Origin of the sequence: Deinococcus arboris, from assembly GCF_009755355.1 — a bacterium.
Taxonomy (GTDB): Bacteria; Deinococcota; Deinococci; order Deinococcales; family Deinococcaceae; genus Deinococcus; species Deinococcus betulae.
The window spans coordinates 101,641-116,022 of sequence record NZ_WQLB01000007.1 but is presented as its reverse complement, the minus strand read 5'-3'; the positions used below and the strand labels follow the sequence as shown (position 1 = coordinate 116,022).

Annotated in this window: 15 protein-coding genes and 1 riboswitch; of the genes, 11 read left to right on the top strand and 4 right to left on the bottom strand. The window is 54.9% G+C overall.

Annotation, left to right across the window (positions count from 1 at the left end; translation table 11 throughout):
* Positions 1 to 312: 312 nt before the first annotated feature.
* The gene (locus GO986_RS07315; RefSeq protein WP_157458625.1) at positions 313 to 1,341 is read right to left on the bottom strand and encodes a thiamine ABC transporter substrate-binding protein; all 1,029 of its coding nucleotides are present in this window, start codon (positions 1,339 to 1,341) and stop codon (positions 313 to 315) included.
* Positions 1,342 to 1,393: 52 nt separating this feature from the next.
* Positions 1,394 to 1,495: riboswitch (TPP riboswitch) on the bottom strand.
* A gap of 20 nt (positions 1,496 to 1,515) precedes the next feature.
* Complete coding sequence (locus GO986_RS07310) at positions 1,516 to 1,974, bottom strand: hypothetical protein (RefSeq protein ID WP_157458624.1); 459 nt, start codon at positions 1,972 to 1,974, stop codon at positions 1,516 to 1,518.
* Positions 1,975 to 2,023: 49 nt separating this feature from the next.
* Between GO986_RS07310 and GO986_RS07305 the strand changes: the two genes are divergently transcribed.
* A complete protein-coding gene (locus GO986_RS07305; RefSeq protein WP_157458623.1) occupies positions 2,024 to 2,482 on the top strand; it encodes an NUDIX domain-containing protein in 459 nt (152 codons plus the stop codon).
* The gene (locus GO986_RS07300) at positions 2,479 to 2,928 is read left to right on the top strand and encodes an NUDIX domain-containing protein (protein WP_157458622.1); all 450 of its coding nucleotides are present in this window, start codon (positions 2,479 to 2,481) and stop codon (positions 2,926 to 2,928) included. Before GO986_RS07305 ends, GO986_RS07300 begins: the two co-directional genes overlap by 4 nt.
* Positions 2,929 to 2,947: 19 nt before the next feature.
* Here the strand turns inward: GO986_RS07300 and GO986_RS07295 are convergent, their stop codons facing one another.
* Positions 2,948 to 3,484 carry a ComEC/Rec2 family competence protein gene (locus GO986_RS07295; RefSeq protein WP_198170483.1) on the bottom strand — a complete coding sequence of 179 codons (537 nt, stop codon included), beginning with the start codon at positions 3,482 to 3,484 and terminating at the stop codon, positions 2,948 to 2,950.
* Positions 3,485 to 3,606: 122 nt separating this feature from the next.
* Here GO986_RS07295 and GO986_RS07290 point away from each other — a divergent pair, with 122 nt between their 5' ends.
* Genes GO986_RS07290 through GO986_RS07250 form a run of 9 tightly spaced genes read left to right on the top strand, consistent with a single transcriptional unit; the run spans position 3,607 to position 12,599 of the window.
* On the top strand, positions 3,607 to 4,266 hold the full coding sequence (locus tag GO986_RS07290) for a TnsA endonuclease N-terminal domain-containing protein (protein ID WP_157458621.1): 660 nt from the start codon (positions 3,607 to 3,609) through the stop codon (positions 4,264 to 4,266).
* Positions 4,263 to 6,173, top strand: coding sequence for a TnsB C-terminal domain-containing protein (locus GO986_RS07285; RefSeq protein ID WP_157458620.1), 1,911 nt, complete (start codon positions 4,263 to 4,265; stop codon positions 6,171 to 6,173). The genes GO986_RS07290 and GO986_RS07285 overlap by 4 nt, the downstream gene beginning before the upstream one ends.
* Positions 6,170 to 7,072 (top strand): TniB family NTP-binding protein, encoded by a 903-nt coding sequence (locus tag GO986_RS07280; RefSeq protein ID WP_157458619.1) that lies wholly within the window; start codon positions 6,170 to 6,172, stop codon positions 7,070 to 7,072. Before GO986_RS07285 ends, GO986_RS07280 begins: the two co-directional genes overlap by 4 nt.
* On the top strand, positions 7,069 to 8,226 hold the full coding sequence (locus GO986_RS07275; RefSeq protein WP_157458618.1) for a TniQ family protein: 1,158 nt from the start codon (positions 7,069 to 7,071) through the stop codon (positions 8,224 to 8,226). Before GO986_RS07280 ends, GO986_RS07275 begins: the two co-directional genes overlap by 4 nt.
* 36 nt (positions 8,227 to 8,262) lie before the next feature.
* Positions 8,263 to 8,730 carry an ASCH domain-containing protein gene (locus GO986_RS07270; protein ID WP_157458617.1) on the top strand — a complete coding sequence of 156 codons (468 nt, stop codon included), beginning with the start codon at positions 8,263 to 8,265 and terminating at the stop codon, positions 8,728 to 8,730.
* A 37-nt stretch (positions 8,731 to 8,767) separates the two neighbouring features.
* Positions 8,768 to 9,391 (top strand): PIN domain-containing protein, encoded by a 624-nt coding sequence (locus GO986_RS07265; RefSeq protein WP_157458616.1) that lies wholly within the window; start codon positions 8,768 to 8,770, stop codon positions 9,389 to 9,391.
* A complete protein-coding gene (locus GO986_RS07260) occupies positions 9,388 to 10,782 on the top strand; it encodes a 7-cyano-7-deazaguanine synthase (RefSeq protein ID WP_157458615.1) in 1,395 nt (464 codons plus the stop codon). Before GO986_RS07265 ends, GO986_RS07260 begins: the two co-directional genes overlap by 4 nt.
* A gap of 14 nt (positions 10,783 to 10,796) precedes the next feature.
* Positions 10,797 to 12,071, top strand: coding sequence for a helix-turn-helix domain-containing protein (locus GO986_RS07255; RefSeq protein WP_198170480.1), 1,275 nt, complete (start codon positions 10,797 to 10,799; stop codon positions 12,069 to 12,071).
* 15 nt (positions 12,072 to 12,086) lie between these two features.
* Positions 12,087 to 12,599: a hypothetical protein gene (locus GO986_RS07250; protein ID WP_198170478.1), complete on the top strand. Its 513-nt coding sequence runs from the start codon at positions 12,087 to 12,089 to the stop codon at positions 12,597 to 12,599.
* On the opposite strand, the gene GO986_RS07245 is transcribed toward GO986_RS07250, so the two are convergent.
* A complete protein-coding gene (locus GO986_RS07245) occupies positions 12,547 to 14,376 on the bottom strand; it encodes a hypothetical protein (RefSeq protein ID WP_157458612.1) in 1,830 nt (609 codons plus the stop codon). The genes GO986_RS07250 and GO986_RS07245 overlap by 53 nt on opposite strands.
* Positions 14,377 to 14,382: the final 6 nt, after the last annotated feature.

Sequence of the window (14,382 nt, the reverse complement as noted above, 5' to 3'; positions counted from 1 at the left end):
AGGGGTCTTGGTGCGGCCCAGAGGTTCGACTTTGAAAACGAAGCTGCTGGAGCGCCTTTCAACAGTAGAACCTCGCGCCCTAAGCGTCCTCACCTGCCACCACCACAGGACCAGCAACGGAAGCCGTCGTGCGCGCAGCGCGCGGGCGTGAGGCGATGGGCGGTAGGAGCGCCACGGCGTCTACAGCGCAGAAAGACTTGGTCTCCCCGCCACGCCAGTCAACCCTTGCCCAGTGCCAACGTTGCTCCCCCCTGCCCCTTCGGGGGGTGGGGCAAGCGACGACCCCGCCCATCTCACCTCTACCCTTCTGCCTTACCTCGCCCTCAACACCTGCGTCACCCAGGCGTCCACCAACCGCTGCGGGTTGGCCGTCACGGCGGGCTTGATGGCCTCGGCTTTGGGTGCCTGGGCAAACTTGAACACTGGATTCAGGGGCGTGGCCTGCACGGCAGGGTAGATCCACATGCGGGTGGGCAGGTCCGCTTGCACAGGGCCGCTTAGCATGAAGTCCACGAACTTGCGGGCCAGAGCAGGCTGCTTGGCTCCCTTCAATACGCCCACGCCTTCAAGTTGGGTGAACGTACTGCCCGGCAAAAAGAGATTGCCCGTCGGGGCCTGGGCCGGCAGCTTGGCGGGGTTAAAGCCGTCGGCATAAAACACTTCGGCGGCAGGGCTGCTGGCGTAGGACAGCACGATGGGGTACTTGCCGCCGTTTCTGGTGAAGTCTTTGTAGTAGGCGTCGCTCCAGCCGCGCGTCACCTTCATGCCGCCCGCCCGCGCGGCGCGCCACCACTGCCAGGCGCCGGCTTCGCCGTAGTGATTGACGGTGGCCAGCAAGAAGGCCAGGCCAGGGCTGCTGGTCGCCGGGCTTTGCACGACGGTCAACTTGGCGTAGGCGGGGGTCTTTAGATCATCCAGACTTTTGGGCAGAGCTAGACCTGCTTTGTCAAACCAGGCGCGGTCGTAATTCAGGGCCACAAAGCCGTAATCCACGGTGTTCAGCAGGCCTGCATCGTCTAAGCGGTAGGCGGCGGGCACGTTCGCCAGGGCCGGTGAGCGGTAGGCGTCCAGAATGCCGGCCTGGCGGGCACGCGGCAGCAGACTGTTGTCCAGGCCGTAGACCACGTCGGCAATCGGGGCGCGGCGGGTCAGAATCAGGCGGTTGAGCAGTTCGCCGGCGTCGCCGCCCTTGATGAACCGCACCTTGGCGCCGTTGGCGCTTTCAAAGGCCGCCACCAATTTCTTGTCCACGTCAAAGGAATCGTGGGTGATGACGGTCAGGGTGGTCTGGGCCTGGGCGGCGCCCCCCAGCAGCAGAGCGGTCAGTAGTGTTTTACGCATAAAAAAGTCCCCTCGCGTCACGAGGGGAAGCGGGGGCCGCCGCCAGCATGCATGGCGGGGCCAGTCACGCTCCCTCCGCCGGAATGACCCGGATCAGGTTCCTGGGGTAAGTCTCAGCCAAACCTGCTCTGGTTCGGCACCCCCGGTGACGCATCCGCAAGAATAGCGCAGAACTCAGGATTCAGTGTCCTCTGGAAGCGTACGGGGATACCGGGATACCGTCAGGCTGAGTCCAAGCTGCCCCGCCAGCCGAATCAACTGAGATGGAAAATAGTCGCCCTGGAGGACAATCTCACGGCCTTGCTCATCGGGTGTGCCAACGCGGTCCTCAATCCCAAAGTCCAGTTCCATGTCGCTGTGGTTCAGCGTGGGGTCTGTGGCTGTCAGCCGCTGGTGCATGGCCAGCAGGCTGGCGTTGTGCGTCTCCAGAAAAAGGATGGTGTCCTCAATTTGTTGGCCTGGCTGGTCAAATTCGGCCTGACTGGTTGCCAGCAGAAAGCCGGAGTCACCGACCGGGCGTGGCGGTCGCCCCAGCAGGTCGCCTGCCCGCCACACCCAATGTGGGGCAAACGCGGTTCCGGCCAGAAAAGCGGTCACATCAAAGTGGCCATAGACGCGCAGGATGCAGCTCATTGCCCTGATGCTAGGCCAGAAGGGCGCGTCTGGCGTGTCACCCTGAGGCATGGTGCGCAATCTGCTGGTGTGGACAGTGCTTCAAGACGCCCAGGGCCGCGTGCTGCTGGGGCGGCGAGACGGGTCAGCGTACGGGCACGGGCTGTGGGGGCTGCCGGGTGGACAGGTTAAGGCGGGCGAGGGCCTCCCCGAAGCGGCGGCGCGCGAGGTCTGGGAAGAAACCGGGCTGATGCTGCACCCGCAGGCCCTGTCGGTCCTGGGCGTGCGCCGTTACGAGGTGGACGGCGCGCAGGGCACCGATTTTCTCTTTCTGGCCCGCCAGTGGACAGGTGAGCCGCAGCCGCTGCACAAGACCTCGGCCGTTGCCTGGGTCCTGCCGTCGGCGCTCCCGGCGGAGTGCCTGCCCTGGCTGCCTGCCGTTCTGGAGGCCCACCTGGCGCGGGGCGTGCCCGTTACAGAGCAGTTGCGGGACGTGCGCCAGGTGCGCGCGCTGGGCGGCCTGGCATGAGCTTTCAACTGGTGGCGTGGCTGGCGGTGCAGGACGGGGCCGGGCGCCTCCTGCTGGGCCGCCGCGACGGGTCCTCGTATGCCCACGGCCTCTGGGGGCTGCCGGGCGGGCGCGTGGAACGGGGCGAGAGTCTGGCCCAGACGGCGGCCCGCGAGACACTGGAAGAGGTGGACCTGGTCGTTCATCCAGACGACCTGACCTGCCTGGGCGCCTGCCGCTACGACCTGGACAGTACGCAGGGCCTGGACGTGTTTTTCCTGGCCCGGACCTGGGAAGGGGAAGCGCGACCTCTGGACAAAACCTCTGAGGTGGCCTGGTTTGCCCCAGACCGCCTGCCCCCCGATGTGCTGCCGTGGCTCCCCAGTGTTCTTGATGCCCACCTGCACGGCGCTGCCCGCTTCACGGAACTGGTCGACGGCCGGGATGGCCTGCGCTCTCTCTTCTAATCGGTTCTTCCTTTCCGCCTTACGGAATCGCCCACCGAATGGTCCCCACCTGATCGGTGCGCCACACCCTGGACTGGGCTTGTGCCAGCCGCGCCAGCACATCGGGGTGAGGATGACCGTAGGTGTTGCGTCCCACGCTCAGCACGGTGTCGGCGGGGGTGGCCTGGGCCAGCAGCGCCTCGCCAGTGGAGTAGCGGCTGCCGTGGTGGGCCGCTTTGAGGACATTCAGGTTGCCGGGGCTGGCCAGCACCTCGCCCTGCTGGTCCAGATCGCCCAGAAACGCCGCGCGCCAGGCGCCCGATTCCAGGGTCAGGGCCACGCTGTTCTCATTGTCCTCGGGGTGCCAGCGCTGCCCGGCTGGCCACAGCACCGTCAGGGCCGCGCCCGCCGCCTGCACGCGGTCCCCGCGCCGCACCTCGCGCACGGGGACGCCCTGGGCCTGGGCTTCGGCCAGTACGGCGTCCAGCACGGGGTCGCCGCGTTTGTTATGCCCAATCCACAGCTCGCCCACCGGCAGGGCGCGCAGCACGGCCGGCACCCCTTCGATGACAATCACATGGCTGTTTGCGACTATGGGTAGGCAAAATAGGGGTTGATCTACGCTTCTTTGCGACAGATAGCGGCGGAATCTAGCTGACTTACGTCTTTATTTGCGACTGTTGAGCTTTTGGAGGCTCTATGGCAGTACGTCGAATTCCGATTCACCACCGAAGTGTCACGGGTAAGGTCGCAGTTCCTTCTGGCATGCATCCAGTGCGCACCGAATCCACCCTGGAGACGGACTTTGTGCTGCTCACCCAATGGGACACCACAGTGAAGCGAATCGAAGCTCAGCCTGTGCGTATCGAGTATCGCGATGGCACAACCACGCGGTACTACACCCCTGACTTCTTAGTCACTTTCAGTGAGGGGCATTGCCCCTCACTGTTGGTTGAAATTAAATATCAGGCCGATCTGCAAGAGAATTATGCGGCCTATGCAGCTAAATTTGCGGCTGCAAAGCGGTATGCCACTGAATATGGCTGGACTTTCCACGTGTTCACCGAGCGTGAGATTCGACTCCCACTGCTTGATAACATCAAATTCCTCAAGCGCTATCTCGTTTTGTCGGCCGCCGCACCTCCTCCAGAGATCATTCTCCGGGCCTTGAGGGAGCTGCGTCTGACCGATCCGTACACACTGCTGAGCGCGATCACGCCGCTCTCTGAGCGGCAAATGCAGTTAATCCCTCTTCTCTGGCATTTGGTTGCCATCCGGCAGATTGCCGTTGATCTCAATGAGCCGCTCACTATGCAGAGCTGCATCTGGCCAGTCAATGGGCAGGAGGGTGGACTGTGACCCCTGACAAAGAATCTTCAGCTGAGGTTCCGCGCAATATTCATTTGCTCAACGGGCAGATTATTGAGCATCGCCGGCAGCGCTACGCTGTGGTGCAGGTATTGGATGTTGAAACCGTGCTCTTACGGCATCTGATTACAGGCACCGTTGAGCGTGTTCCTTTGAGTGCAATCCAGCCAGCAGTCGAGGCCACGAGTGGCCCAGGGAACATGCCAGATCTTTTGACTGTGCCAGATGAAGATTGGACGACAGCTCAACGCCGCTTTGAGATTATTCGTCCTCTGCTAGAACGTCACCCATATGAGCGAACCCGCTTCTTAATTGAAGAGAGGGCAGCAGAGTTCGATTTACATGCAGCCACCTTATATCGCTGGATGGCTTTATATCAGGCGAGTAGGCAGCTTAGTAGCTTGATGCCCAAAACACGAAAAGACAAGGGCAGCTATAAGCTGCCCGAAGGCGTGGAATCTGTGGTGCAGGAGGTTATCAATCAGTTTTACCTCACCCCTCAACGGCGGAGCATTCAGAGTACCTGTCTGGAAGTGATGCGGCTGTGCCGTGAACGTGGTCTAGAAGCGCCTCACTACAACACTGTCCGCAACCGCATTGCGGAGCGGACCCAGTACGTGCAAGTTGCCAAGCGTCTCGGGAAGAAAACAGCAGAGAACCGTTTTCGCCCACATGTCGCGGAGTTTCCCGGCGCTGATTACCCGCTGTCGGTGATCCAAATTGACCACACCAAACTTGATGTCATCTTGGTTGATTATCACCACCGGCTCCCACTCGGCCGTCCCTGGCTGACCTTGGCGTTGGACTTACGTACTCGGCTTGTTGCTGGCTACTGGCTGTCTTTCGATGCCCCAAGTGCACTCTCCGTCGGGCTCTGTCTGCTCAGCGTGATTCTTCCAAAATCAGGTTTGCTGGCGAAACATGGCCTTGATGCTAAATGGCCGATCCAAGGGTTACCTCGCACCATCCACTTGGACAACGCCAAAGAGTTTCACGGTCAAATGTTGGAACGGGCTTGCCAGCAGTACGGGATCGATATTCAGTACCGTCCCAAAGGACAGCCGCATATGGGCGGTCACATCGAGCGCATGATGGATACGCTTGCCACGCTGATCCACGAGCTACCGGGCACGACCTTTCATCACCCGAAAGACCGGGGTGAATACCGCTCCGAGGCTCAGGCTGCCTTTACCTTGGCAGAATTTGAACAGGTGCTGTTGACCCAGATCACCCGCGTGTATCACGAACGCTTCCACCAGGGGATCCAGACCACTCCACTTAAACGCTACGAGCTGGATGTGCTCGGCACATCCAGCCGTCCGGGGCTTGGATTGGTGCTTCCGAACGTTGATCTGGCGCGCCTCAAATATGACTTTCTCCCGTTTTTCGAGCACACTATCCAAAACTACGGCATTCTCTACAAACACATTCACTACTTTGCGGATGTCTTGAAACCCTGGATTGATGCGTCTGATCCCGGTTATCCTCAACGAAAGCGAAAATTTTTGAGTCGATACGACCCTCGTGATATGAGCACCATCTATTTCTATGATCCAGAGCTGCAACAGTATTTTCCGATTCCTTTTCGGGATTCCAGTCGCCCAGCACAGGTGAGTTTGTGGGAACTGCGAGCGGCGACCCAGCGGGTGCGCGAGGAGGGGAAAGCGCAGGTGGATGAGGACACGATCTTCGCGGCCTATGCGGAGTTGCGCCGGATGGAAGCTGCAGCGAAACAAGCGACCAAACGGCAGCGTCGTCACCAACAGCGCCGCGCCACCCATACACCTGTCCATCAGGAGGTCGAGATTGGACAACCTCTGGTGCAGCCCTCCTCCTCTATGGACGAAGACTTGCCTGAACTTGAAGGCTTCGATGATGTTGAGGTGGTCTTCGGATGAGTTCCGAGTTTTCGCATCTGCACGAGAGCGTGGTGCCAGTCATGCGAGCTTCAGACGCTGTGCGTCTGAAGCACCTGGAAGCGGCCCGCTGGTTGAGTTACCCCAGAGCTCAGGAACTCTTGGCCCACATGACCTATCTGTTGGAACATACTCGCGTCGACCGAATGCCGAATCTGCTGATTGTCGGCGAGACCAATAGTGGAAAAACGCAGATCGCCAAACGCTTCCGTCACCTTTTTCCTGCCGTCCATCACCCCGATTTGGCACGTACCTTGATGCCGGTCGTCTATCTGCAGACCCCGGCGGTGCCCGACGAGGGCAAGTTCTATAACGAGCTTCTGGACGTTTTTCAAGCTCCGTATCGGCCTCAGGATCATTCGGAAAAAAAGCGCAAGTTGGCCTTCCATCATCTGGAACGGGCGGAAACCAGGCTGCTGATTATCGATGAGATTCACAACGGTTTGGCCGGACGCACCTCTGCCAATCGGCAATTCATGATCTCGCTGCGGTATCTGAGTAACAGTCTGCAACTGCCCCTGGTCGCGGTTGGCACGCAGGCGGCCTTGCGTGCGATGCAAGTTGACGATCAGCTGAGTAACCGTTTCGAACCGTTGGCGCTGCCGCGCTGGAACAATGATGATGCCTGGCGGACCTTGATCAAACGGTATGAGCAGACTTTGCCGCTGCAGCGCCCTTCGCGTTTGCACAGCCGTGCAACGGCAGATTACCTTCACTTTCAGTCTGAGGGGCTTCTGGGGGAGCTTGCATTGACTCTCAAGGCTGCTGCCCGCAAAGCGATTCAAAGCAAAGTGGAATGCATTGACCTCAGCTTGCTTCAAGAGCTGAAGCGACCGCCACCGTCAGAACGCCGCGGGGCAGCGGAGAAACTTCTGAGATGAGCGGGCTGTTGCCCGCTCGGCCTCGTCCTGAACCTGGAGAAATCCTGACCTCCTGGCTGGCCCGACTGGCGATTGAAAATGGCACGTCGTTCGGGCGGCTGATCGCGGCTTGTGTCGCGGATACGCATTATCCGTCGCTTGATTTAGACCAGCACCTCCCCACCCCGCTCCTCCACGGATTGGCTCTGCGGACGGGGCTTGCTCCTGAGGTCGTGCGCCGCACGACCTTGACTCCTTTGATGGAGCGCTACATCGGCAAACGCCAGCGACATGGAGCCTATCGCTGGTTTATGCCTGTGCACCCAGTCCGCCAGCGCTTCACGATGCATGGTCAGCAACTTTGCCCCGACTGTTTGGCTGAGGACGCGGTACCTCACTACCGTCAGATCTGGAGAATGTCTCTGGTGACCGTTTGTCCCCTTCACCGGTGTCTACTCCTGGACGCTTGTCCGGCTTGTGGGGCGCCAGTGGATCAACGGCTGTCCTGCGACAGCCGCGCTCCGCATCACGAGCAAGAATCGCTCGCGTATTGCGGGGTCTGTGCCCTTGATTATCGCAGCCTAGCTTGGACCTCTTTCGATCCGTTGCCAACTCGTCAACTTCGCTTGGAAATCTGGGGACCAGGCATAACTCAAAAGCCATCCAATGGTCGTTTGGGCAAAATCGCTTTGGAAGGTGAGGTGTCACGGCTCATCTCCTGGCAACAAAGCGTCCTCGCTCCTTTGGAAGGGCGTTGGATTGCCATAGGGGGGCTCTGTGCAGAAACACGTAGCTACCTTGACACATGTCGTCATCTTTTGCGCGCGCTTACCTATGATTCTAGAACACTGGCTTTTCGGAGAGAAGTTTCAAAGCGTAGTGGTTTTCCATCGACGTCTTTAGTGGAAACCAATCGTTTAAAATTTGAGCGCTCGCCTGTTAGAGTCCGCTATGCCAATCTTCAAAATTTGACATGGATTCTGGGAGATTGGCCCATAAGATTTCAAGAGTGTGCGCAGAGTTTGGATAGACCTCCTTATGGTCTACTCAGTAGAGCTGAAGCCATCGCCTTCCCGCCTTGGTACGAAAATCAGTGCATGTTGGCGATAAGCTCATATTCCAGAGAAATTCAAACAGTTCTACTCAAAATAAATAAAAAAGTGCGAGCTAGATAGCTTGACAGTGAGTCTATTTAGATATATCATATCTATATGGAACAGATTGCATTTGCTTTAACTATTGATCAGCCTTTTGCATCTCTGATGGCTATGGGAATAAAGAAAGTCGAGAATAGGAATTGGTCACCTGATGAATCACTTATTGGTCGGCGTATAGCTATCCATGCAGGTCGGACATATGATTATCTGGGGAGCTACATGGTTAAGAACGATCACGGCATCATTTGTCATGCCGCACAGTTTCCTCGAGGGGCAGTAGTGGCCACCGCGACGCTGAAAGAAGTCGTGACGCACCTGGACGATCCCTGGTTCAGAGGGCCATATGGGTGGATCTTCGACGAGATCGTCATGATTGAGCCATTGGCCTGCTCAGGCCGGCGGCACCTCTGGCCTTTGGCTGATGAGCTGAGCCAAAGACTCAGGCAAGCCCTCGACTTTCCTCTTCAACCCTGGCATGGTGTTCGGCAAGAAAGTCAAATCAGAAACGGCAAATTAATTTGACTTTCTTGACTCGGAGAGAGTAGACTCCGAGTCAACTATGGCTGACAAGGACTATTACTGCACGGCGATCAACGCCCCCTTTCAGGGGGCGTCGGCTGCGTTGAACGAGGGAGATACCGACAGCGCGACTGAACATCTACTCCATGCGGTCACCAACGCTGTTCGTCGCGCCGTGCAGGCGGGGCAGTGCCCGTTGGAGGACTACCGCCAAGCCCTCGAAAGGCTTGTTGCCCTTCCGATGGACGAACGCTGTGCGTTCGTCTTTGAGCCGCTCCCGTCGGCGCCGAGCAAGGTCGGTGAACTGGCTCGGCGAGCATTGATGGATATTGCGACGGAGATCCAATTCCTTGATCAGGCCCCAAGCAGCTTGAGTGAAGAACTCTTGGTTCGCACCTGCCTGGAAGTCCAGGAATTCGAATTGCTGACCCGTTTGGAGGTCAATATCGAATTGGGTATTTCTGGCGCTTCACCTGACAGCCAGGCGGAGTTGGCCAAGGTCAGAGCTGAAACGCAAGAGCAGTTCCGTGAACTCGTCCGAGACCACGGTGACTCGCCAAAACTGGAACGCTTCAAGACGGATCGGCCCAAGAAAGTGGAATTTGACCCCGAAAAACCGACGGTGACGTTTATGAAGCCGCGTAGACAGGGAGGAAACCCATGAAATCAGCCGTTCTTGACTTCAGCCAGCGCCGTAATGGACGTCATCTCATTGATCTTTTGAAAATGCCTACCACATTGAATAAGGTCTTGCCCCAGTGTCAGCTGCGACCTTACCATGAAGACCTTGTTGATGTCTCGCGGGCCTGTTACGTGGCAGACCGTTTCGTTCGTCGCCACCGCGATGATGAACATACAACTGAACGTGAGCTTCATTTAATTATCCCGGTGCGGGAACCACACCGGTGGCAAAACGTACGAGTCCAATCACGCTTGCGCAACGCTCTAGAATTCCTGACCCAGGATCAGTGGACATTCACATTTGTAGACCGGGTCTCTCCCGCAGTCTCTTTCAATAGTCAACCGGAGGCGCTCATTGCTTCGCGTCAAATCAATACGACCCTGTCTTACGCTTTGTACAGCGGTGGTGCTGATTCAACGATCGGCGTTCTTCTCAACGGTGTGCGTGATCCGCAGACAACGCAAGTGCTGATTGCGGCGAGTGGGAATCATTTGAAGCACCAGCAGGATCTGGCATTTAAACAAATTGGCGAGGCCTTACAAGATCAAGGGGGGAAACGACCCTTGGGTTTGACCTTCGAGACTTCGGTTCGACATAATGTAGTGCGGAGTCTGCTAAATCTTGAAGGCACGAAAAAACTGCGCGAGGAATATTCACAGAGAACACGTGGGTTTCTATTCATTTCTCTTGGTGCCGTGGTGGCTGCGAGTTCAGGTGGAACAGGTTTACAGGTCTTCGAGAATGGTGTAGGGGCTATCAATCTGCCTTACTCGCGCGCATCTATTGGGGCGGATCACACGCGCTCAATGCATCCACGCTTTATTTTCATGATGAGTGAGTTCTTGACAGAGCTCTTCGAAAATCCTTTCCAAATTGATAATCCCTTCTGGTTCGTGACTAAAGGCCAGATGGTGGCCCAAGCCGCCCAGTATCAGTTCGGCTCTATTCTGAAAGAGACCTTGTCTTGTGAACGGACGCCGAGTCGTGGGATTGGCCCTAAACCTCATACGGGTGTACAAGGCATTCACTGCGGTGAATGCACTTCCTGTGTGCTGAGACAGATCTCTTTTCAAGCCGCAGGGGTCGTGGATTCCAGCTATACCCAACCTATGGACACGTTGCCAAAAGAAAACCGTCAATGGTTGAACCTCATGGCCCATCAAGCAGAGGCGCTGCGCGTTGCGGTGCAGACCGATGAGCAGGCACTCGTTCGTTTGCTGCGGCTCAACCCTGACTTGCGGTACGCCTACGACGGCTTGCGTTTGCTGGGGCATACCCCAGCAAACGTTGAAACCGGCTTGGTGGGTCTATACCGGATGTACGCCTCGGAATGGCGACGTGTTCAGCAGGGCACGCCCACAGTGTGGGCATAGGTCAAAGGAAGTGTATGAAACCGAATCTTGAAGTCCTTCTCCAGCAGATCGATTCACAGGAACTTGCTCGGCGCTTGGTCCAGGCCCGAACAGCTCGCAAACTGGTGCAGCAACAGTCTGCTGAAGCGTTGGGAATGTCTCGTCCCACCTTTATCAACATTGAGAAGGGGCAGCGGCCAATCTCTGCTCACGAACTGTTGATCCTGTCGAAACTGTATGACACGGATCCATATAGTTTGGTAGCGCTGCCACCAGGAGACACAGATCTGATCGTTCAGTTCCGAAGAACATTGCAGGTCCAAGATCTGGGATTGGGGCAAGAACAGGATGAGCTTGATATGGCTATTAAGACTTTGCAAGACATGGCCATTGCTTATCTTGAACTTGAACAGATGGTCGGCAAGAAGCATATTTTTAAAGTTCACACACAATATCCTCTTGAGGGACATCGAGATTTAAAAAAATATGCAGCCCTGATTGCTCGGCAAGAACGTCAACGCTTGCACCTCGGGGATGAACCAATCCCTCAGCTTTTTTCTTTGTTGGAGGAAGAGTACGGTGTGCGGGTCTTTCGATTCTCATTGCCGCGAGGGGTCTCTGGATTTTATGGCTATGCCTCGGGTTTGGGTGGGTGTATCGCTATAAATGAAGATCATCCGATTGAGCGTCAATTGCAGACAGCGGCCCATGAAACTGGACATTTGTTGACATCTGCACATAATGTGCAGATTCAGGTCTTGACGAGCCGGCCACATGGCAACCCAGCCGAGCAATTTGCAGGAGCTTTCGGCATGAATTTCACACTTCCAGAGGCTGGCGTGCAGAAACTCGTGTACGATTTCTTGGAAAGCAACAACGACCAACCGCCCAGTGTGAGAGATCTCGTCGCTATGGCGCATCAGTACAGTGTGTCCTTCGAGGCTTTTCTCCGGCGATTGGTCGATCTGGAATATCTACCACATAGCGAAGTCAAACGGTTGACGTCTCAAAAAGTGGTAAAAAAGACGAAAGAAGCACTTGGTCTGACGACTTCTGGAGAACCGACCTATTTGGACAAAATTCTGGCCCGATACCCCGAGCGCTACAAACGTTATCTCGTCGAAGCTTATGAGCAGGATTTGCTAGAACCTGAGGAGATCACCACGCGTTATCTGAAGGGTATTAACCAGGGGGAGATTGCCAATGTCGTCGCTCGATACACTCAAGTGCCCCATATTAGAGAAGATGGTAGCTTGGTTAACTTGGATTTCGAAGGTTACCAAGAGCGTGTGAATTGGAGAATTCATTAGAGACTGACTATGCAGATGACGCCCGATACGCTTTCGTTGATGAATCTATTGGCTGTAGACTGCCTGCCGAGAATCATAGAGCGGGGACATCTGCAAATCACGGTGATACCAGAAGTTACACAAGAGGTTTTGCGCTATTCCGAAAGTCGGATGATTGCTGAGCTTCAAGCTGGCTTGGTCAAACTCTTAGATGAAGGACAGATTCGTCAAGTGCCTATTGAGCCTTGTCATCATGTTGATGTGTACTGCCGACTCTATCCAACACTCTCGACTGTATCTGTTTGTTGCGCCATTTTAGCGCAGCAACAGCAGAGTCGACTGATAAGTGATAGTCAGAAAATATTGTCAATTCTGGCAAAAGAAATGCCAAAGCTTATGACGACGACCAGCGTGGGCGTGCTTAAGGAATGGCATGACAATCAGGTCTTAACACAAGAAGAACTGGTTGCAACAGTTCATCACTCTGCCTCTTTTTTCAGTCCATCTGCCCGTCATCCTCTACGTCATTGGTGGCTAAATCAGCTCTAATTTCAGATTCCGCAGGTACTGTGTTTGGTTTTAGAAGACCAAGGTGGGCCGCCCTAAGAAGGGCGGCCCCGTATGTTTTCGAGCTTGTGTAAGCATGTCCAATCGCTGACATGGCAAATGTATCAAGCCGTGGACGATTCTTTTCACTTCGAGCCTGCCACCTACCTCTGATTCGAATACCTTCTTTCAATATGCTCTCTATTCCTTCTATATCAATTTCCTGGGCATTCGGTCGCCGAATAACCGCAACGGAAGTGCTGTCTTGATTCCGCTCGATGTCATAAATATAAAAGTGGAGTGTGCCTACAACGATATGAAAGAGCACACCAGATCTCGATGTTGTCTCGTTGATCTTCAGCCAGCTCGTAGTGTCATCACTATAATTAGTCAGAGCGAATGGATTTTCTGGTACCGCTGCTTCATAACGATCAATCTCTCCTTTGTCCTGGAGTTCCTGAAGGGCTTTTGTAAGATCGTCAAACCCCACTGGCGGTCTGATGGGCAATGGTGGAGAGAGGTCAGGCCCGAGCTGGATTTGACCGAGATCTCCCTCCTCATGCTGCTGTGGGGGTTGGACCGTTAATTCTTCAACAGGGATGGGTGTAGATTCTCCACCGCTTTGGCTAACCGGTTCTCCCTCAGTGACCTTTCCACCTTTAAGTTGTGCAAGGAGATTTGAAAGAGGAGATTCAAAGAAATGGCGCAAAGGTTGAATACCTTTGCGCGGTCGCCGAATCTGATTTGTAATGAGCCTTTTGGGCTTTCTAAGCCGCCCCTGAATTTGACGTTGTTGCCATCCGATAGGAAGGACTCGATCATTTGCTACATTTGACCGTCTTAAGCTGGTGTTATCACGGTCATACTCAAGACGCTCGAAGGGTAGGCGAAATTGAGAGTAGAGAATTCTCTCTACCCAGTGAATCTTGAAGTGATAATTGGATGCCTTATGAATGCTAGACGTTCCTTGAAAAGTTAGGTTTGTCCTTCTTGTGAAGGGAAATTTAACATATGGACAAACAAAAAAGTCGCCAGCGCTTTGACCATCTCTGAGGGACGCTGAAATATTGATGGCTTGCAAAAAATAGGAGTGCCTTTGACTTTTGTAAAAAAGACCTAAAATTAAGCGATCTGAATCCGTATACTCCTTCCGCAAAACTAAAAATGCCTCGTTATCTTTAGAAAAGGAACGTCGGGTATTTATAAAGCTATTTAGGGAATCTTCACTCTCTAATTTACCCGAGAAGATATCATTAATAAGTCGAGATGAGCAAAACAGAGCGTAGTGATATCTGATTATCTCCATAATGGGTATAATATAAATGTCAAAGCCATTTCTATAGTATGCATATTTTACATATTTGGCTAATGTATGATGTTTATCGGGTTGAACATATTTAGATATGATTTGAACGGTTTTGTTATCGACTGGATGAGCACTAAGTGTAATGTCCTTTCTGTACTGCTTAATACGTATCCGATCCCTGTAGTCAATAATGTTCTCGCTTCTCGGTAAGATGCGAGTCTTGTAAATTTCGGATGCGCCATCAGGACGTTGCAAAATGCCATTTTTGAAAGTGGCTCCCGCCCACAATAATGGCAGCATCTCGATTGGCAGGTAGATCAGCTTGGTCGGGTTTGTTTGACCGGCATCTAGATTTTTGAAAATGACCACGAGTTGTCGTTTTCCATTCGTAGTTTTGGAAACGCCCAACACCGCTACAACTTGCCACATGCCCTGTTCAAGAACGTCGATGGCGGGCAGCTGCTCAGATCCCATTCAGCT

Excerpts from the sequence above, each read along its gene's own strand:
- GO986_RS07315 (WP_157458625.1), bottom strand. The coding sequence starts at position 1,341 with ATGCGTAAAACACTACTGACCGCTCTGCTGCTGGGGGGCGCCGCCCAG.
- GO986_RS07310 (WP_157458624.1), bottom strand. The coding sequence starts at position 1,974 with ATGAGCTGCATCCTGCGCGTCTATGGCCACTTTGATGTGACCGCTTTT.
- GO986_RS07305 (WP_157458623.1), top strand. The coding sequence starts at position 2,024 with ATGGTGCGCAATCTGCTGGTGTGGACAGTGCTTCAAGACGCCCAGGGC.
- GO986_RS07300 (WP_157458622.1), top strand. The coding sequence starts at position 2,479 with ATGAGCTTTCAACTGGTGGCGTGGCTGGCGGTGCAGGACGGGGCCGGG.
- GO986_RS07290 (WP_157458621.1), top strand. The coding sequence starts at position 3,607 with ATGGCAGTACGTCGAATTCCGATTCACCACCGAAGTGTCACGGGTAAG.
- GO986_RS07280 (WP_157458619.1), top strand. The coding sequence starts at position 6,170 with ATGAGTTCCGAGTTTTCGCATCTGCACGAGAGCGTGGTGCCAGTCATG.
- GO986_RS07275 (WP_157458618.1), top strand. The coding sequence starts at position 7,069 with ATGAGCGGGCTGTTGCCCGCTCGGCCTCGTCCTGAACCTGGAGAAATC.
- GO986_RS07270 (WP_157458617.1), top strand. The coding sequence starts at position 8,263 with ATGGAACAGATTGCATTTGCTTTAACTATTGATCAGCCTTTTGCATCT.
- GO986_RS07265 (WP_157458616.1), top strand. The coding sequence starts at position 8,768 with ATGGCTGACAAGGACTATTACTGCACGGCGATCAACGCCCCCTTTCAG.
- GO986_RS07260 (WP_157458615.1), top strand. The coding sequence starts at position 9,388 with ATGAAATCAGCCGTTCTTGACTTCAGCCAGCGCCGTAATGGACGTCAT.
- GO986_RS07255 (WP_198170480.1), top strand. The coding sequence starts at position 10,797 with ATGAAACCGAATCTTGAAGTCCTTCTCCAGCAGATCGATTCACAGGAA.
- GO986_RS07250 (WP_198170478.1), top strand. The coding sequence starts at position 12,087 with ATGACGCCCGATACGCTTTCGTTGATGAATCTATTGGCTGTAGACTGC.
- GO986_RS07245 (WP_157458612.1), bottom strand. The coding sequence starts at position 14,376 with ATGGGATCTGAGCAGCTGCCCGCCATCGACGTTCTTGAACAGGGCATG.